The following is an 18,981-nucleotide window of genomic DNA, read 5'->3' as shown; positions in this document are numbered from 1 at the left end:
ACGCACTCCTGAATCAACCGTAACGACCGGTGATGTAGTCTTCTGTTTGTTTCTTCGCTGGCTTGGTGAACAGATCGTCCGTGTTGCTGAACTCAATCAATTCGCCCATATACATAAATGCCGTGTGGTCGGAACAACGCGCAGCCTGCTGCATGTTGTGGGTGACGATCACCACGGTGTAATCCTGCTTCAGTTCGGTGATCAGCTCTTCAATACGCCCGGTGGAGATAGGGTCGAGCGCCGAACACGGTTCGTCGAGCAGCAGCACTTCCGGGCGAATGGCGATTCCTCGCGCAATGCACAGACGCTGTTGCTGACCACCAGAGAGAGAGTAACCGCTCTGGTGCAATTTATCTTTGGTTTCGTTCCACAATGCGGCTTTGGTCAATGCCCACTGTACGCGCTCGTCCATGTCGGCACGAGAGAGCTTCTCAAACAGACGGACACCAAAAGCGATGTTGTCGTAGATGGACATCGGGAACGGCGTCGGTTTCTGGAACACCATGCCCACTTTCGCACGCAGCAGGGCGATATCCTGAGTGTTGGTCAGAATGTTGTCGCCATCGAGCAGAATTTCACCTTCCGCACGCTGATCCGGGTACAGTTCAAACATTTTATTGAAGGTACGCAGCAGCGTCGATTTACCGCAGCCGGACGGCCCGATAAACGCCGTAACCTGGTTTTTAGCGATATCCAGGTTGATGTTTTTCAGGGCATGGAATTTGCCGTAGTAGAAGTTCAAATTACGAACCTGAATTTTACTCGGGGCAGTTTCAACCATACTCATTGCAATCTTTTCCTCATCGTGCCTGATGCACTTCGCGAATCAGGCTTACCGTAGGCCGGATAAGGCGCTCACGCCGCATCCGGCAAAGTGTTAACCGTGTACAGAGTCAAAAAGGCGCTCGATCGGTCCCCTCGCCCCTCTGGGGAGAGGGTTAGGGTGAGGGGAAAACCGTGTCAGCAATATCAACCGTGTTTATTCTTCGCAAAAACAACGCGCGCCAGAATGTTCAGCAGCAGGACGCACAGGGTGATGATCAATACCCCGGCCCAGGCCAGTTGCTGCCATTCCGCAAATGGGCTCATCGCAAACTTAAAGATCGTCACCGGCAGGTTGGCGATCGGCTGCATCATGTCCGTGCTCCAGAACTGGTTGGAGAGCGCGGTAAACAGCAGCGGCGCGGTTTCACCAGCAATACGGGCAATCGCCAGCAGGATACCGGTCATGATCCCGGATACCGACGCTTTCAGCGTAATCGCGGAGATCATCTTCCACTTCGGCGTACCCAGCGCATAAGCCGCTTCACGCAGGCTGTCCGGCACCAGTTTCAGCATGTTCTCGGTGGTACGGATAACAATGGGCACCTGCAACAGCGCCAGCGCAATTACGCCCGCCCAGCCGGAGAAGTGCTCCATCTGCGCCACCACGATGGTATAAACAAACAGACCAACCACAATCGACGGTGCAGAGAGCAGAATGTCGTTAATAAAGCGAATCACTTCTGCCAGCCAGGATTTACGGCCATACTCCGCCAGATAAATCCCCGCCATAATACCCAGCGGCGTACCGAATACCGTGGCCCACAAAATTAACAGGCCGCTACCCGCCAGGGCGTTCGCCAGACCACCACCTTCCGTATTTGGCGGCGGCGTCATTTCGGTGAACAGCGCCAGCGACATACCGTCGATTCCGCGAGTGATGGTGGACATTAAAATCCAGATCAGCCAGAACAGGCCGAAGGCCATCGTCGCCATTGAGAGCGTCAGCGCAATACGGTTTTTGAGGCGGCGGCGCGCCTGCATTTTGCGGCGTGATTCCGCCAGCGCCGCAGTGGTTTGCATTTCAACCATAGCCATTAGCGTGCCCCCTCATTCTTAGCCAGGCGCATAATCATAAACTTCGATGCGGCCAGGACGATGAAGGTAATTACAAACAGGATCAGGCCGAGTTCCATCAGTGCGGCAACGTGCAAGCCAGATTCCGCTTCCGCAAATTCGTTGGCCAGCGCAGAGGTGATACTATTGCCCGGCATATACAGCGAGGCGCTGTCGAGCTGGTAGGTGTTACCGATGATAAAGGTCACCGCCATGGTTTCACCGAGCGCGCGCCCCAGCCCCAGCATAATGCCGCCGATAACACCATTTTTGGTGAACGGAAGAACGATACGCCAGATAACTTCCCAGGTGGTGCAGCCGATACCGTAGGCCGACTCTTTCATCATCACAGGTGTCTGTTCGAACACATCGCGCATGACCGCCGCAATGTACGGAATAATCATGATGGCGAGGATCACGCCTGCCGCGAGGATACCGATACCAAAGGCCGGGCCGGAGAACAGCGCGCCGACAATCGGGATATTCGACAGGATATTGCCGACTGGCTCCTGGAAGTAAACGGCAAACAGCGGCGCGAAGATAAACAGGCCCCACATGCCGTAAACGATACTTGGAATGGCTGCCAGCAGCTCAATGGCGATCCCCAGCGGGCGCTTCAGCCAGCCTGGCGCAAGCTCGGTCAGGAACAGGGCGATACCGAAACTCACCGGAACGGCGATCAGCAGCGCGATAAACGAGGTCACCAGCGTACCGTAGATCGGCACCAGCGCCCCGTAGATATCGTTCGGCGCATCCCACTCTTTGGTCCACAGGAAAGCCAGACCAAATTTCTGAATGCTCGGCCAGGAGGAGATGATCAGAGAGACAATAATGCCACCCAACATCAATAGCACAATCAGCGCCGCCAGTTTTACCAGCACGCTGAAAATTATGTCGCCCTTTTTACCCGGTGGGTTAAAAGCAGGCTTGGTTGCAGCCATAAGTTACTCTTCAGTTAAACGCGTTTACAAAGTCATTTTGTAATGCCGGATACGACGTAAAGACCTTATCCGGCATGGTGTTTTATTAGTACAGCGGCTTACCGCTACTGTCTTTAATATTGGTCTTCCACGCAGCGCGAACCTGTTCTACAACGCTCTCCGGCAGGCTGGCGTAATCAAGGTCGTTAGCCTGTTTAGCCCCGGTTTTGTATGCCCAGTCGAAGAACTTCAGCACTTCTACACCCTGCTCAGGTTTCTTCTGATCTTTGTGGATCAGTATGAACGTGGTAGAGGTGATCGGCCATGCATCTTCGCCTTTCTGGTTGGTCAGATCCTGAGCGAAGGTTTTGCTCCAGTCTGCGCCTTTTGCCGCATTGGCGAAGTTTTCTTCGGTCGGACTAACCGGTTTACCGTCGGCGGAGATCAGTTTGGTGTACGCCAGGTTATTCTGCTTAGCGTAAGCATATTCAACGTAACCAATCGCACCCGGCAGACGCTGAACGAACGCGGCGATACCATCGTTACCTTTACCACCCAGACCGATCGGCCATTTTACGGTAGAGCCAGTACCAACGCTGTTTTTCCACTCTTCGTTCACTTTCGCCAGGTAGCTGGTGAAGACGAAGGAAGTCCCGGAGCCATCTGCGCGGCGTACTACAGCAATGTTCTGTGAAGGCAGTTTCAGACCCGGATTCAGTTTGGCGATGGCTTCATCATCCCACTTTTTAATTTTGCCCAGGTAGATGTCGCCGAGGGTTTTACCATCCAGCACCAGTTCGCCAGACTTCAGCCCCGGAATGTTAACCGCCAGCACCACGCCGCCAATCACGGTCGGGAACTGGAACAGGCCTTCCTGAGCCAGTTTTTCGTCAGACAGCGGCGCGTCTGAAGCACCGAAATCAACGGTATTGGCGATAATCTGTTTTACGCCACCGGAAGAACCGATACCCTGGTAGTTAACTTTATTACCGGTTTCTTTCTGGTAAGTGTCAGCCCATTTGGCATACACCGGCGCAGGGAAGGTTGCACCCGCACCTGTCAGGCTTGCTTCTGCAAATACAGAGAAAGCACTCATCGATAAGGTCGCGGCGACAACAGTTGCGACGGTGGTACGCATAACTTTCATAATGTCTCCTGGGAGGATTCATAAAGCATTGTTTGTTGGCTACGAGAAGCAAAATAAAACAAACAGGTGACAGTTATATGTAAGGAATATGACAGTTTTATGACAAGCAGGATTATCTTTTTACTTATTGATTTATATAGTCTTTTTTATGATGACTTAATCATCAAAAGCAGAATCATTGAGCAAATATGACAACGACTGTCATCAACAATCGTTGTCTGTGAAATTAATTTGAAAATTCAAAGGTTAGCGTAGCAGTTGCACTGAATGGCGTTGGTTGTGGTCTTGTACCAGTGGCGCTGGCTGGTGCGCTTGAAAATAAAAGATGACCTTCTTTTTCGCCAAAAACTGAAGCAGTAAAGTCAGGCTCCATAACACCGCCATGCACGTCTACTTCTTGATCGTATTTATCATACACTTTGATGGCAACATCTGGATTTGTTGTCTGAATCATTGATGTATCGGAACCTACGGCATTAGCATTCAATAAAACATTGATTTTGTCCCATGAATAGACTCCACCAGTACATTTTATATCAGCATTCATCGTGATTTTTCTGCTACGTAACGATGATCCTGCTGTAGAAGAAAACTCAGAGGCAGGGATTTTCTCAAAATCAAATATAATGACCTGATCAGAGTTTATCTCACACGTTTGTTGTGCAGTGATATCACCAGATATATATACATTGACCATCGGTTGAGAATAATCAACAGGAGTATCCCGGCTAATAGTTCCAAACAATCTGGCTATCAAAGTTTCGGGAATAACTGTCTTGCCAATAAAAGGTTTTTTAACGTAAAAATAAATTTTTGCATTTGTGCCGCTTGTTATATCCAATGGTTCTACACGATCACATAAATAATCTATTTCAGCGCCATCACCAGGATCATTTTTCACATATTCGAATGGGACGTTGTGATATCCTTTATTAAGGACATAAAAAGAGATCCCAACATCAAGGTAACTATTCAAGTTATAATAATTAATACCTGAGTGAACTCCCGCTGGAAGTAGTGCATTATTTATTGCAGCGGTATAATAAATACTTTCAAATTGCCCCACTGTTCTTGTATCGCAATGACAATGTGCCATAAAGGAATCATTGTTATTGATATCTTTTTCAAAAATTTCACCTGTGGCATTTTGATACCCAACTATCTGATAATTTGGGAATGTTAATCTAGTGGTATGAGTACCACCATATGCCGTACAAATACCATTCGGAGCCGCCGATACGTCAAGACATATCAATGCAACAATCGTTCCGACCACCCATATAACAATATATTTCATATAATATCCTTTTAACGACATATAGCATCCTGTTGAATTAATCCTGCATCACCTTCTGATTCATTTACTATATAGTCAACCGTACAGTTTTTACTTGCACTGTCTCCCCATACTATTTTTATTTTTCCCTGCTCAGATAAACCAGAAAGATAGAGTTCACCGTTATCACCCACAATACCTACCGAACCACTATCAACTGAAGCCATTGCACCAAAGGGGACTGGCTTGCCATTATCTTGTAAAAGAGTAAAAAACACTCTTGAACCAATATGCGTTAAAAATTCAGCTTTTACCACTGCACCACGTGTTGGTACAATATTTACTACAGAATTATCCAACTCGACATTTTCATTCAAAAAATAACTATTGCTAATAGCAATACGGTTTTCACTGTAGGGACTAAGTTGTGTTTTGACGGTAAACCCACGCCAGTCAGTTGCCACGCCAGTGGTATTTTCAACATCAAGGCCAGACGCGCCAGGAGCTTTAATAAGAGCAACGGTGTCCCCAAGTTCCTGGCTAAAAGTAATACCTTCGCTATGTGCCAATATTCCCCCCCTGGCACCATAATTTAAACGCTGTACATTACGATCATAATTATAACTGCTATTGACTGAGCCATACGTGCCATCATAGGTCAGCGCAAGACTGCCACCTGCAGTATCATCATCACTAGTGTATGATTGTGTCAAATTATAGGAGATATTATTTCTTTCCAGCATAGTGCCACTTAAGCCAACCTGATGGGAACTATTGGTATGATCATTTTGGGTAACTGAATACGTCGCAAATGAATTATTTAACCAACCCGATAAAGGAACAGAAAGTGACAACATATAAATTTGTTCGTTGCCATTATCCTTAGTATTATTGCTTTCATATCGACTGGATGACATATCAGAATAGCTCCATGATATATTCCATGATATGCTATTCCAACTGTTGCTATAACCAAATTGAATTAAACGTTCAATATTATTTGTATGCCAATATTCCTGACGGCTTAATGTCAAATAAACATTACCGTATCCTTGCACAAAGGATTGCGTTAATGTACCTTCAACTCGACTACGTCTGTTTCCTGTTTGCCAAAAATCATCCTGATTATTATATCTCGAAGACCACTCATCCAGAGTGTAATAACCTTCTGTAGAATAACGGTAACCAACAAGGCGGATGCTCGTGTCGGTATCATTAAAGAATTTAGAATAAAGAAATCGGTATGATTGCCCTGTTTCATTTTCGGCATCGTCAAACTGCGCCTGTGCATGTGTTACATCAAGAGATGCTGCACCAAAACGCCCTAAATCTTTACCGATACCCAGAGCAAAAGAGGAATAATCTTCAGCAAGTTGAACACCGCTATACAGGGTAATTCCTTTTGGCAAACCATGAATGACCTGTGCCTGCATTACACCCGGTTTACGGTGTTCATCATTACGTAATTCACCGATGCTAAAATCAATATCCGTTTGCCCTTCACGCTTAAGAACAGCTAAAGAAGCATAAGGCTGTGTAAAATGTTGTTCAGTACCATCTTCTTCTTTAATAGTTATATCGAGATCGCCACCGGAACTGACGGTATTGAGATCGGTTATTGCAAAAGCGCCCTGCGGGACAGCAGTCTGATAAATAATATAATTATTCTGCCGAATAATAACCGTAGCATTAGTTTTAGCAATGCCGTGCACAACAGGAGAAAAACTGTTTTGGCTTACCGGTAACATATCGTTATCTGTATATAACCGGACGCCTCTAATTTGAGTGCTATCAAATATATCGCTTGCAGTCCATGTATCACCTAACATAATTTGACTACGTAATGAAGGAATATTACGCTGTAACCACGTATTAATTGAGTGATACTCCGCATCGCCATTTGTTATGTTTAATGTACTGTAATTACGCAGTCGCCATGCACCAATGTTCAATCCATTACGTATATTGAGGTAGTTACTATCCTCCGCACTGTAATCTGCTTTTAATGTATGACTACCTGAAAAGTCATAGTTCACCATCAACGCATTAATACCTTCATCCCAGCGAGTCGGGCTAATATAATCACGTGTATTCATATCAAGGTAAATCTGCGGAATAGTGATATTAAGACGTAATAATTGACCATCAAATAACCACGTTGAACCTGTAATAAGGGGTACGGGATTTACACAAGATTTTTCATCTACATCGTTAAGTGAAGGTAGCGTTTTAACTTTTACCCCCATCGACGCGAGCGTTTCTTTCAGAGAAATAAAACAGGGATAAAGCTCTTGATCCTCGTTGTCATGGCTAAATTTTACATCCCGGCGCTCAAACATTTTGCTATTGATATAAATATCAACATTGTAAACACCTGCGGGCAACGTGTTTGCCCGGTTAAACTGGCTGATATCGACACCTGTTGGATGATCAATTTCCAATAACGCGGGATTAAAAAAATTATCATCTGCTATGGCTTGCCCGGAAAGGATGAGTAAAACACCCGACATTGTATGAGTAAAAAAAGTTGTTTTAGCCATAAGAATGCCCCCGGTAAATCACAATGTGACCTTAATTTGTTCGCTCACAGCACCATAATCATTAATAAATCGCCAATACATATTTTTGCCACTTGTCTGTGCGGGCAAAGGTAACGTAAGCGTTTCAAAGGGGCGAATCATATTCAGTGGAACATCTTTACCATCGACATTAACTTCCATAATATTAATATGGATAGCATTTGTATTTTCAACAATGAGATTATTAGCCTTGCGATGCCATTTAACATTAACCGCGCCCGATTCTGGAATCGTTTTTATGGATGCAGGGCGCCAGAATAGTTTTATACGTGTTTTTATCGCAATCTCTAACGCGTTAACATCTTTGTTTTTATTTGCAGGAGGAATATTTTTGACATTCAGCCAGAATACCGACTCACGATCTTCTGGTAAAATACCTTTCGTTTTTATAATACGTAATACTTTTTCCTGTAAGGGTTCCAGCCTTGAAACAGGTGGAATAACAGCAAACGGGGCTTTACTTTTGTCATTTTTATTAAAGGGATCGACCCACGCCTGGACAAGATAGGGGATTTTGTCTTCTTTGTTATAAACAGAGACAGTAACGTCTGATTTATTGCTTAAGTAAACCAACCGTGTACCACCAATAATAATTCCGGCATGTGCACATGTGGAAATAAGAAAAATAAAAACAAGTCCAATAATTTTCATCATGCGAGTTGCCATTATTCCATTTTGACAGAGCCTGATTACATAAAATAATAAGATGCCTTTATTTCAGTATAAAAAGGCTCTCGTTATTTTACTTCATATACTCGATAGTAAATTGAGCATCGGCGTTAGCTGTACCGGCAGTTACAGCAGCACTTGTTGCAATGTAGCGAGCAATAAATTTCATTTCAGCGGTGCCAAGCGTTGTATCTATATTAGTCCATGCTGAGTCTGTATATAATTTAACCTGGCTATTATCTTCACGGTTAAAAATACGAATAGCGACACCAGTAGCTGCAATTGCCGAGCCCTGTCCCGTATAATCGCCTGGTGCAGTCGCGTTAAGAGGGTTACCAATTGCTAAATCACCACTCGCATTTGATGCTTCAACGCCATCAAAACGAACAGCGGCTTTGTTATAGGTTGCCGGACATTTTTCCAGTTTGATGCTAAACGCCTGCGGAGAAGCAAGATCGCCCGGAGCAGAAAAAGCCGTTTTATTAACTTTGCCTAATGGGACAGTTTGATCTTTGGTATCAGAGGTTACTTCACAGGTGCTGTCTACAATTTCACCGACAAAGTGAACGGTTCCATCTTCAGCTAAAACATGACCAGACATTAAAAGAGCAGCCAGCGTCAGCGCACCGCCAATAATATTACGTTTCATAAAAACTCCATTAATAAATTATATCTATTCCAGTAAATCATAAATAAAACATATGTTTTAATATTATGATTCGTTGGAATATTACATTAATGAAGTTTTATTATCCAGAAATTAATATTAATTACAAAAAATTTCGGAATATAATATTTAATAAAACCAATATCATTATTACAGCTTAATTATAATTTTTACAACAAATAAAATAGCAAAGGATGATATTTAGGAATATATCAATACAGAAAAACAATGGATTATAAAAGACAAATACATAATTTTTATATTGTTTTTTTGAATGATATATTTTGATAGTGTGTTTTATATTTACGATAAATATAAAAATGGATTTATTGTGTTGTCCGTCAATTAAACAGATAGAAAATATAAATATCATTCATTTTTTAAATGTAAAAGGGGCTGCCATAAGGCAGCCCCTTTTACATTTTCAATGGATTATTATTTACTCAACCGTAACCGATTTCGCCAGGTTACGCGGCTGGTCAACATCGGTGCCTTTGATCAGCGCGACATGGTACGCCAGCAGTTGCAGCGGAACGGTGTAGAAGATTGGGGCAATCACTTCTTCCACATGCGGCATCTCGATGATGTGCATATTATCGCTACTTACAAAACCTGCGTCCTGATCGGCAAAGACGTACAACTGACCGCCACGCGCGCGAACTTCTTCAATGTTGGATTTCAGTTTTTCCAACAGTTCGTTATTCGGCGCGACGACGATAACCGGCATATCGGCGTCAATCAACGCCAGCGGACCGTGTTTCAGTTCACCCGCAGCGTAGGCTTCAGCGTGAATATAAGAGATCTCTTTCAGCTTCAATGCGCCTTCCAGCGCGATGGGATACTGATCGCCACGGCCCAGGAACAGTGCGTGATGTTTGTCAGAGAAATCTTCTGCCAGAGCTTCAATACGTTTGTCCTGAGACAGCATCTGCTCAATACGACTCGGCAGCGCCTGCAGACCATGCACGATGTCATGTTCAATGGAGGCATCCAGACCTTTCAGTCGAGACAATTTTGCCACCAGCATCAACAGCACAGTTAGCTGAGTGGTAAAGGCTTTGGTAGATGCCACGCCAATTTCAGTACCGGCATTGGTCATCAGCGCCAGATCGGATTCACGCACCAGAGAAGAACCAGGAACGTTACAGATTGCCAGCGAACCAAGGTAACCCAGCTCTTTCGACAGACGCAGGCCAGCCAGGGTATCTGCCGTTTCACCGGACTGCGACAGAGTGATCATCAGACTGTTACGACGCACGGCTGATTTGCGATAGCGGAATTCAGAGGCGATTTCGACGTCGCACGGAATGCCTGCCAGCGATTCAAACCAGTAGCGGGAAACCATACCAGAATTGTAAGAAGTGCCACAGGCGAGGATCTGAATATGCTCAACCTTCGACAGCAGTTCATCGGCATTCGGGCCCAGCTCGCTTAGATCAACCTGACCATGGTTAATACGTCCGGCGAGAGTGTTTTTGATCGCGTTAGGCTGTTCGTAGATCTCTTTCTGCATGTAGTGGCGGTAAATACCTTTATCGCCCGCGTCATATTGCAGATTGGATTCGATATCCTGACGTTTTACTTCCGCGCCAGATTTATCGAAGATGTTTACCGAACGGCGAGTGATTTCCGCAATATCGCCCTCTTCAAGGAAGATAAAACGGCGGGTCACCGGCAATAGTGCCAACTGGTCAGAAGCGATAAAGTTTTCGCCCATACCGAGGCCGATAACCAGCGGGCTACCGGAACGAGCCGCCAGCAAAGTATCCGGGTTGCGGGTGTCCATGATAACCGTACCGTAAGCGCCACGCAGTTGCGGGATAGCGCGCAGAACGGCCTCACGCAGAGTGCCGCCCTGTTTCAGTTCCCAGTTCACCAGGTGAGCAATCACTTCTGTGTCGGTTTCAGAAACGAAGGTATAGCCACGCGCTTTTAACTCTTCGCGCAGCGGTTCATGGTTTTCGATGATGCCGTTATGCACCACCACAATGTGTTCAGAAACATGCGGATGCGCATTCGCTTCTGAAGGTTCTCCGTGAGTCGCCCAGCGGGTGTGAGCAATACCGGTGCCACCATGCAGAGGATGTTCTTCCGCTGCCTGGGCCAGCATCTGTACTTTACCGAGACGACGCAAGCGGGTCATATTTCCGTTTGCATCGACGACTGCCAAACCGGCAGAGTCATAACCACGGTATTCCAGACGACGTAAGCCTTCAAGAAGGATTTCAGCTACATCACGTTGCGCGATCGCGCCAACAATTCCACACATAGTTTTTAATTCCGATTGATATCGTTGTCGGTCAACCTGTATACCCGATTTTTCGGGCGCCCCGAGCCTTGTAGAGAGTGGGGTTATTTTTATAAGTACAACATATTGGGCGGGAGATTATGTTATCTCCTCATCCCTGGTGGCCGGATTACCCAGCCAGAATTACTTTTTCTTAACCGGACGACGCCAGCCTTCTTTTTGTGACTGCGGCACACGGCTGATTGCCAGGGCATTTTCACCAACATTGCGCGTTACGGTAGTACCCGCAGCAATGGTTGCGCCTTTACCAACCGTTACCGGTGCAACAAGTTGGGTGTCAGAACCGACAAATACATCGTCGCCAATAATGGTTTTAAATTTATTCGCACCGTCGTAGTTGCAGGTAATAGTTCCCGCGCCGATGTTAACGTTATCGCCAATTTCCGCATCGCCCAGGTAAGTCAGATGACCGGCTTTCGAGCCTTTACCCAGACGCGCTTTTTTCATCTCAACAAAGTTACCGACGTGTGCGCCTTCCAGCAGTTCTGCACCAGGGCGCAGACGGGCAAACGGGCCAATGGTACAGGCTGCCGCCAGATTCGCATCTTCCACGACTGTATATGGGCTGATTTCGCAATCATCGCCAATCACGCTGTTTTTAATCACGCAACCAGTGCCAATTTTCACGCGATTGCCGAGAGTAACATTACCCTCGATGATAACGTTAGTATCAATTTCAACATCGCGCCCGTGAGTAAGCGTACCGCGCAGATCAAAACGAGCCGGATCGCGCAGCATAACTCCCGCCAGCAGCAATTTTTCTGCCTGTTCGGACTGATAAACGCGCTCCAGACGGGAGAGTTGCAGACGGTTATTTACACCTTCGACTTCGCTTAAACGCTGCGGATGTACAGCGACGATTTCACGTCCTTCCTGATACGCCAGGGCAATAATGTCGGTGATGTAGTACTCGCCCTGAGCATTATTATTGGTCAGCTTCGCCAGCCAGCGTTTCATATCTGCACCGTTGGCGATCAGAATACCGGTGTTGATCTCCTGGATTTGACGCTGCTCATCGGTAGCATCTTTATGCTCAACAATGCCGGTAACTTTGCCATTCTCACGGGTAATGCGACCATAACCGGTTGGATCATCCAGTTTCACTGTCAGCAGACCAATCCCACCCTGCGGTTTTGCATCACGCAGACGCTGGAGTGTTTCGACCGAGATCAGCGGCACATCGCCGTAGAGCATTAAAATGTCTTCATCATCGGCAAAGAAAGGTGCAGCCTGCTGCATTGCATGACCGGTGCCCAGTTGCTCGGCCTGAAGCACCCAGTTCAGGTTGTCCTCTTTCAGCGACTGTTTAAGCAGATCGCCACCGTGACCGTAAACCAGGTGAACGTGTGCTGCGCCTAATTCATTCGCAGCATCAATGACATGCTGAACCATCGCTTTCCCGGCAAGGGTATGCAGCACTTTTGGAATATCAGAATACATGCGAGTGCCTTTGCCTGCTGCAAGGATCACTACGCTCATAGCATTATTCAACATACGCGTCCTGACTGTAATTTGAGAACGAATTTAAACCGCTTCACATTGAAAAAACTACATTTTTTTCATCGTGAAATGGACAGAGGATAAATTGCGCAATAAAGGATTATCCCCACTGACGAAAACATCATTTTCGACCATTGGCGCGCCTTTTGTCTGCATAAAAGTAAGATAGCACCTTCATTTAAGCGTCAGCATGATGTTTTTGCTCTTATTTCGATCAATGAATAAACGAGAAAACAAGCAAAGAGTTTCGCTGGTTTATATAAGAAGAGTTAATCGCGGAACATGAATGACCACAGCACAAATCCTGCTGTACCGCTATCCAGATGAAAATATGCGCAGCGCACGCAATAAAAAAGCCAGCCTGTTTCCAGACTGGCTTTGTGCTTTTCAAGCCGGTGTTACATCGCTTTTTTGGTCAACTCGATAACGCGCAGCTGCGCGATCGCTTTGGCCAGTTCCGCAGACGCCTGAGCGTAATCTACGTCGCCGTGAGAGCTGCTAATGTGCTCTTCAGCCTTACGTTTCGCTTCCATGGCTCGCGCTTCGTCGAGATCCTGGCCGCGAATTGCGGTGTCGGCCAGAACGGTCACGTTGCCAGGCTGCACTTCAAGAATGCCGCCAGACAGATAGATAAACTCTTCGTGACCGTGCTGTTTCACGATGCGAATCATACCAGGCTTAATGGCGGTGAGCAGCGGTGCGTGGCCAGGGTAGATCCCCAGTTCACCTTCGCTACCCGTTACCTGGATTTTCTCGACCAGACCAGAGAACATTTGTTGCTCTGCGCTGACGACGTCCAGGTGGTAAGTCATTGCCATATCACCCTCCGATTAAGGCGTTAAAGTTTTTTGGCTTTTTCCACTGCTTCTTCGATGGAACCGACCATGTAGAACGCCTGCTCCGGCAGGTGATCGTATTCGCCTTCCATGATGCCTTTAAAGCCACGGATGGTGTCTTTCAGGGAGACGTATTTACCCGGAGAACCGGTGAATACTTCTGCCACGAAGAACGGCTGGGACAGGAAACGCTGGATCTTACGAGCGCGCGCTACCACCAGTTTGTCTTCTTCAGACAGTTCATCCATACCCAGGATGGCGATGATGTCTTTCAGTTCCTGATAACGTTGCAGGATGGACTGAACGCCACGAGCGGTGTCGTAGTGTTCCTGACCAACTACCAGCGGATCCAGCTGACGGCTGGTGGAGTCCAGCGGATCAACGGCCGGGTAGATACCCAGAGATGCGATCTGACGGCTCAGTACCACGGTTGCGTCAAGGTGAGCAAAGGTGGTTGCTGGGGATGGGTCAGTCAAGTCATCCGCAGGTACGTATACCGCCTGAACGGAGGTGATAGAACCGGTTTTGGTGGAGGTGATACGTTCCTGCAGAACACCCATCTCTTCCGCCAGGGTCGGCTGATAACCTACCGCTGAAGGCATACGACCCAGCAGTGCAGATACTTCCGTACCGGCCAGGGTGTAACGATAGATGTTGTCAACAAACAGCAGAACGTCACGACCTTCGTCACGGAATTTCTCAGCCATGGTCAGGCCGGTCAGAGCAACGCGCAGACGGTTTCCCGGCGGCTCGTTCATCTGGCCATACACCAGGGATACTTTGTCGATAACGTTGGAGTCGGTCATTTCGTGGTAGAAGTCGTTACCCTCACGAGTACGTTCACCTACGCCCGCAAACACAGAGTAACCGGAGTGCTCGATCGCGATGTTACGAATCAGCTCCATCATGTTTACGGTTTTACCTACACCCGCACCACCGAACAGACCAACTTTACCGCCCTTAGCGAACGGACACATCAGGTCGATAACTTTGATACCGGTTTCCAGCAGTTCCTGAGAGTTTGACAGCTCTTCGTAGGAAGGTGCTGCGCGGTGAATCGCCCAACGCTCTTCTTCACCGATCTCGCCTTTCATGTCGACCGGTTCGCCCAGTACGTTCATGATACGACCCAGAGTCGCTTTACCTACCGGGACTTCGATCGGGTGTTCGAGGTCTTTTACATCCAGACCGCGACGCAGACCGTCGGAGGAACCCATTGCGATGGTACGCACGATACCGCCGCCGAGCTGCTGCTGAACTTCCAGCACCAGACGCTCATTACCATTTTGCACCTCAAGAGCATCGTACACGCGCGGTACGGCATCCTGAGGGAATTCGACGTCAACTACGGCGCCGATTACCTGGACAATCTTTCCAGTAGCCATCTTAAATCCTCTACGAAATAACCTGTTTAAACCGCGGCGGCCCCCGAGACGATCTCGGTGAGTTCCTGAGTAATGCTGGCCTGACGAGCTTTGTTGTATACCAACTGCAGCTCTTTAATCAGGCTGCCGCCATTGTCGGTCGCGGCTTTCATCGCCACCATACGGGCGGCCTGCTCGCTGGCCAGGTTTTCAACCACGCCCTGATAAACCTGAGATTCGACATAACGACGCAGCAGGGTATCCAGCAACGCCTTCGGATCGGGTTCGTACAGGTAATCCCAGGATTTGTGTTTCAGATCATCATCATCTGACGCCGGTAACGGCAGCAGCTGGCTGATAGTCGGAACCTGAGACATGGTATTAATAAATTTGTTGCTGACAATGTAAAGCTTGTCCAGACGGCCTTCATCGTAGGCCTGCAACATCACTTTTACCGGACCGATCAGTTCGGACAGGGAAGGGTTATCCCCCATGCCGGTGACCTGGGCAACAACATTGCCGCCCACGGAGTTGAAGAACGACACGCCTTTCGAGCCGATCATTGCGAGGTCGCATTGAACGCCTTTGTCGGTCCAGGTCTTCATTTCCGCCAGCAGTTTTTTGAACAGGTTAATGTTCAAACCACCGCACAAACCACGGTCGGTCGACACCACCAGGTAGCCCACGCGTTTAACGTCGCGGTCTTCCAGGTATGGGTGCTTATATTCCAGATTACCGTGTGCAAGGTGACCAATCACTTTGCGCATGGTTTCTGCATAAGGACGGCTGGCCGCCATGCGATCCTGCGATTTACGCATTTTGGAAGCGGCGACCATCTCCATCGCTTTAGTGATCTTTTGCGTGTTCTGGACGCTTGCGATCTTACTACGTATCTCTTTTGCGCCGGCCATGAGCTTCTCCTCAATGCCTTGCGGCCTGCCCTAAGGCAAGCCGCCAGACGTTACCAGGATTGGGTTGCTTTGAAGGAATCGAGGATGCCTTTCAGCTTGCCTTCGATTTCGTCGTTGTAGCCACCGGTCTGGTTGATCTCTTGCATCAACGGAGCGTGATCACGGTCGACGTAAGCCAGCAGAGCGGCTTCGAAGCTGCCGATTTTCGACAGTTCAACATCCGCCAGGTAACCACGTTCTGCTGCGAACAGAACCAGAGACTGTTGCGCTACGGACATCGGCGCATACTGTTTCTGTTTCAGCAGTTCGGTCACTTTCTGACCGTGGTCAAGCTGCTTACGTGTTGCATCGTCAAGGTCGGATGCAAACTGAGAGAACGCTGCCAGTTCACGATACTGTGCCAGAGCGGTACGGATACCACCGGACAGTTTTTTCATGATCTTGGTCTGTGCTGCACCACCAACACGGGATACGGAAATACCCGGGTTAACCGCAGGACGAATACCGGCGTTGAACAGGTTGGTTTCCAGGAAGATCTGACCATCGGTAATGGAGATTACGTTGGTCGGAACGAACGCAGAAACGTCACCCGCCTGAGTTTCGATAATCGGCAGCGCGGTCAGAGAACCGGTTTTCCCTTTCACTTCACCTTTGGTGAAGGCTTCAACGTATTCGGCGTTAACACGCGCAGCACGCTCCAGCAGACGAGAGTGGAGGTAGAATACGTCGCCCGGGAATGCTTCACGTCCTGGCGGACGACGGAGCAGCAGGGAGATCTGACGGTAAGCAACAGCCTGTTTAGACAGGTCATCGTAAATGATCAGCGCATCTTCGCCACGGTCACGGAAGTATTCGCCCATTGCACAACCGGCATACGGTGCCAGGTATTGCAGTGCTGCGGATTCAGACGCGGTTGCTACCACAACAATGGTGTTAGCCAGTGCGCCGTGCTCTTCCAGTTTACGTACCACGTTAGAAATGGTGGACGCTTTCTGACCGATAGCGACATAGATACATTTGATACCGGAATCGCGCTGGTTGATGATCGCGTCGATTGCCAGTGCGGTTTTACCAGTCTGACGGTCACCGATGATCAATTCACGCTGACCACGACCGATTGGGATCATGGAGTCAACGGCTTTATAACCAGTCTGTACAGGCTGATCTACGGACTGACGTTCGATAACGCCCGGAGCGATTGCTTCTACAGCAGAGAAGCCGTCGTGATCCAGCGGACCTTTACCGTCGATTGGCGCACCCAGGGTGTTAACCACACGACCCAGCAGGCCACGACCAACCGGAACTTCCAGGATACGACCAGTACACTTAACTTTCATGCCTTCGGCAAGGTCAGCGTACGGACCCATAACTACCGCACCTACAGAGTCGCGCTCGAGGTTCAGTGCGATAGCGTAACGGTTACCCGGCAGGGAGATCATTTCACCCTGCATACAATCGGCCAGGCCGTGGATGCGGATAACACCGTCACTTACAGAAACAATAGTACCTTCGTTGTGAGCTTCACTCACAACATTGAACTGAGCAATGCGCTGCTTGATCAGTTCGCTGATTTCGGTGGAATTCAGTTGCATGCTCCAGTCCCCTTAAGACTGCAAGACGTCTGCAAGGCGCTCAAGACGACCGCGTACGCTGCCATCAATGACCATATCACCCGCTCGGATGATAACGCCTGCCATTACAGACTTATCGATTTTGCAATTCAGCTTAACTTTGCGTGACAGACGTTTTTCCATCGCAGCAGAAATTTTCGCGAGCTGTTGTTCACTCAGTGCGGCAGCGGAAATGACGTCTACCTCAGCGGTAGCCTCACTCACGGCACGCAGGTGAATAAACTGCTCCAGAACATCCGGGAGCGCGTTAAGACGACCATTTTCAGCCATAACCCGAATCAGGTTTTGACCGTTTTCGTCCAGTTGCTCACCACAAACTGCGATAAACGACTCGGCGAGCGTTTCTGGCGCCAGTGCGCCAGAGAGAAGCTCTGCCATCTGTTCGTTTTTGGTTACCTCGGCGGCAAACGCCAGCATGTCCTGCCAGCGTTCTACACTTTGGTGTTCGACGGCAAAGTCAAAAGCTGCTTTGGCGTAGGGGCGAGCTACCGTAATAAATTCAGACATCAGCCCCTCCCTCCTTACAGTTCAGCGACAAGTTTATCCACGATGTCGCTGTTAGCAGCTTCATCCACGGAACGTTCGATGATCTTCTCGGCGCCAGCAACAGCCAGGATAGCAACTTGCTTACGCAGCTCTTCACGGGCACGTTTACGCTCGGCTTCAATTTCCGCCTGCGCCTGAGCCACGATTTTAGTACGTTCCTGTTCTGCCTCAGCTTTCGCTTCGTCCAGAATCTGCGAGCGGCGTTTGTTCGCCTGCTCGATGATTACCTGGGCTTCCGCTTTCGCTTTTTTCAGCTGGTCGGTCGCGCTGGCCTTTGCAAGGTCAAGGTCCTTGTGTGCTCGTTCTGCGGAAGCAAGACCGTCAGCAATTTCTTTTTGACGTTTTTCGATGGCAGCCATTAATGGCGGCCATACGTACTTCATGCAGAACAGAACGAACAGGACAAACGCGATGGCCTGGCCGAGGATTGTTGCGTTAAGATTCACAGCACAATGCCTCTATTTAGTTAACGTTCTGATATTGCTCTTTAAATAAAAGCAACGCTTACTACGCGACAGCGAACATCACGTACAGACCCAGACCTACAGCGATCATCGGGATAGCATCCACCAGACCCATAACGATAAAGAACTGAGTACGCAGCAGAGGAATCAGATCAGGTTGACGCGCTGCGCCTTCCAGGAATTTACCCCCGAGGATGCCGATACCGATCGCAGCACCGATTGCCGCCAGACCCATCATCACAGCGGCAGCCATGTACAGCAGATCCATATTCAGGTTTTCCATGA

Annotated in this window: 18 protein-coding genes; 1 reads left to right on the top strand and 17 read right to left on the bottom strand. The window is 48.2% G+C overall.

Annotated elements, in window-relative coordinates:
* Positions 1–13: 13 nt before the first annotated feature.
* The 10 genes from pstB to glmU all read right to left on the bottom strand — a co-directional run bounded on the left by pstB (position 14) and on the right by glmU (position 12,938).
* Positions 14–787 (bottom strand): phosphate ABC transporter ATP-binding protein PstB, encoded by a 774-nt coding sequence (gene pstB, locus LG381_RS04500; protein ID WP_000063120.1) that lies wholly within the window; start codon positions 785–787, stop codon positions 14–16.
* A gap of 182 nt (positions 788–969) precedes the next feature.
* A complete protein-coding gene (gene pstA, locus LG381_RS04495) occupies positions 970–1,860 on the bottom strand; it encodes a phosphate ABC transporter permease PstA (RefSeq protein ID WP_001251991.1) in 891 nt (296 codons plus the stop codon).
* On the bottom strand, positions 1,860–2,819 hold the full coding sequence (pstC, locus tag LG381_RS04490; RefSeq protein ID WP_000741617.1) for a phosphate ABC transporter permease PstC: 960 nt from the start codon (positions 2,817–2,819) through the stop codon (positions 1,860–1,862). Before pstC ends, pstA begins: the two co-directional genes overlap by 1 nt.
* Before the next feature lie 85 nt (positions 2,820–2,904).
* The gene (pstS, locus tag LG381_RS04485) at positions 2,905–3,945 is read right to left on the bottom strand and encodes a phosphate ABC transporter substrate-binding protein PstS (protein WP_222680591.1); all 1,041 of its coding nucleotides are present in this window, start codon (positions 3,943–3,945) and stop codon (positions 2,905–2,907) included.
* Between the two features lie 226 nt (positions 3,946–4,171).
* The gene (locus LG381_RS04480; RefSeq protein WP_225762071.1) at positions 4,172–5,242 is read right to left on the bottom strand and encodes a fimbrial protein; all 1,071 of its coding nucleotides are present in this window, start codon (positions 5,240–5,242) and stop codon (positions 4,172–4,174) included.
* An 11-nt stretch (positions 5,243–5,253) separates the two neighbouring features.
* Positions 5,254–7,731: a fimbria/pilus outer membrane usher protein gene (locus LG381_RS04475; RefSeq protein WP_225762969.1), complete on the bottom strand. Its 2,478-nt coding sequence runs from the start codon at positions 7,729–7,731 to the stop codon at positions 5,254–5,256.
* A 48-nt stretch (positions 7,732–7,779) separates the two neighbouring features.
* The gene (locus LG381_RS04470; RefSeq protein ID WP_225762968.1) at positions 7,780–8,490 is read right to left on the bottom strand and encodes a fimbrial chaperone; all 711 of its coding nucleotides are present in this window, start codon (positions 8,488–8,490) and stop codon (positions 7,780–7,782) included.
* Positions 8,491–8,542: 52 nt separating this feature from the next.
* Positions 8,543–9,118 (bottom strand): chaperone-usher fimbrial major subunit, encoded by a 576-nt coding sequence (locus LG381_RS04465; RefSeq protein ID WP_225762070.1) that lies wholly within the window; start codon positions 9,116–9,118, stop codon positions 8,543–8,545.
* 457 nt (positions 9,119–9,575) lie between these two features.
* On the bottom strand, positions 9,576–11,405 hold the full coding sequence (gene glmS / locus LG381_RS04460) for a glutamine--fructose-6-phosphate transaminase (isomerizing) (protein ID WP_000334114.1): 1,830 nt from the start codon (positions 11,403–11,405) through the stop codon (positions 9,576–9,578).
* Positions 11,406–11,567: 162 nt separating this feature from the next.
* The gene (gene glmU / locus LG381_RS04455; RefSeq protein ID WP_222680586.1) at positions 11,568–12,938 is read right to left on the bottom strand and encodes a bifunctional UDP-N-acetylglucosamine diphosphorylase/glucosamine-1-phosphate N-acetyltransferase GlmU; all 1,371 of its coding nucleotides are present in this window, start codon (positions 12,936–12,938) and stop codon (positions 11,568–11,570) included.
* A 292-nt stretch (positions 12,939–13,230) separates the two neighbouring features.
* Here glmU and LG381_RS04450 point away from each other — a divergent pair, with 292 nt between their 5' ends.
* Positions 13,231–13,371 carry a hypothetical protein gene (locus LG381_RS04450; RefSeq protein WP_187439873.1) on the top strand — a complete coding sequence of 47 codons (141 nt, stop codon included), beginning with the start codon at positions 13,231–13,233 and terminating at the stop codon, positions 13,369–13,371.
* Here LG381_RS04450 and LG381_RS04445 read toward each other — a convergent pair.
* From LG381_RS04445 to atpE, 7 genes are all read right to left on the bottom strand, one after another.
* The gene (locus LG381_RS04445; protein WP_001251965.1) at positions 13,343–13,762 is read right to left on the bottom strand and encodes a F0F1 ATP synthase subunit epsilon; all 420 of its coding nucleotides are present in this window, start codon (positions 13,760–13,762) and stop codon (positions 13,343–13,345) included. The genes LG381_RS04450 and LG381_RS04445 overlap by 29 nt on opposite strands.
* A 20-nt stretch (positions 13,763–13,782) precedes the next feature.
* Positions 13,783–15,165 carry a F0F1 ATP synthase subunit beta gene (atpD, locus tag LG381_RS04440; RefSeq protein ID WP_000190506.1) on the bottom strand — a complete coding sequence of 461 codons (1,383 nt, stop codon included), beginning with the start codon at positions 15,163–15,165 and terminating at the stop codon, positions 13,783–13,785.
* Between the two features lie 26 nt (positions 15,166–15,191).
* Positions 15,192–16,055, bottom strand: a complete 864-nt coding sequence (gene atpG, locus LG381_RS04435) for a F0F1 ATP synthase subunit gamma (RefSeq protein ID WP_000896498.1) — start codon at positions 16,053–16,055, stop codon at positions 15,192–15,194.
* 50 nt (positions 16,056–16,105) lie between these two features.
* Positions 16,106–17,647, bottom strand: coding sequence for a F0F1 ATP synthase subunit alpha (gene atpA, locus LG381_RS04430; RefSeq protein ID WP_001176745.1), 1,542 nt, complete (start codon positions 17,645–17,647; stop codon positions 16,106–16,108).
* Between the two features lie 12 nt (positions 17,648–17,659).
* On the bottom strand, positions 17,660–18,193 hold the full coding sequence (atpH, locus tag LG381_RS04425) for a F0F1 ATP synthase subunit delta (protein ID WP_001288587.1): 534 nt from the start codon (positions 18,191–18,193) through the stop codon (positions 17,660–17,662).
* 14 nt (positions 18,194–18,207) lie between these two features.
* Positions 18,208–18,678: a F0F1 ATP synthase subunit B gene (atpF, locus tag LG381_RS04420; protein ID WP_001052219.1), complete on the bottom strand. Its 471-nt coding sequence runs from the start codon at positions 18,676–18,678 to the stop codon at positions 18,208–18,210.
* 61 nt (positions 18,679–18,739) lie between these two features.
* On the bottom strand, positions 18,740–18,979 hold the full coding sequence (atpE, locus tag LG381_RS04415) for a F0F1 ATP synthase subunit C (protein ID WP_000429386.1): 240 nt from the start codon (positions 18,977–18,979) through the stop codon (positions 18,740–18,742).
* Positions 18,980–18,981 lie beyond the last annotated feature (2 nt).

It is taken from the genome of Escherichia sp. Marseille-Q3837 (genome assembly GCF_916618735.1).
Lineage (GTDB): Bacteria > Pseudomonadota > Gammaproteobacteria > Enterobacterales > Enterobacteriaceae > Escherichia > Escherichia ruysiae.
This window is presented reverse-complemented; position numbering and strand designations above follow the sequence as displayed.